Source organism: Actinotalea soli, assembly GCF_017565425.1.
GTDB lineage: Bacteria > Actinomycetota > Actinomycetes > Actinomycetales > Cellulomonadaceae > Actinotalea > Actinotalea soli.
The window spans coordinates 1-282 of the sequence record NZ_JAGEMK010000028.1 but is presented as its reverse complement, the minus strand read 5'-3'; the positions used below and the strand labels follow the sequence as shown (position 1 = coordinate 282).

Sequence of the window (282 nt, the reverse complement as noted above, 5' to 3'; positions counted from 1 at the left end):
CCGCGGCCCCCACACGGCGTGCAGGGCCGCGAACCGCGCGTCCCAGGACACCCCCGCCGGCCGGTCGGGATCGACCGCCGAGGACGCCGCGGCCGGCCGGTCGCGGGCCAGCTGCTCGAGGTAGGCCTGCCAGCCGGCGCCATACCCGGCGTCGGCGAGGTCGGTGTGCCGCAGGGTCAGCACGGCCCCCTCGGGGTGCTCTGTGACCGTCACCTCGACCGTGCTGGGGCTCTCGCCCGCGTACTCCCACGTGGTCGTGTAGCGGCGCGGAGGCTCGCACTC

General features: G+C 77.3%; 1 protein-coding gene. It reads right to left on the bottom strand.

Translation table 11 applies throughout. From position 1 onward, the window contains the following. Positions 1-282 (bottom strand): SRPBCC domain-containing protein (locus J4G33_RS16900; RefSeq protein WP_208057171.1); only part of this gene is annotated, 282 nt, incomplete at both ends.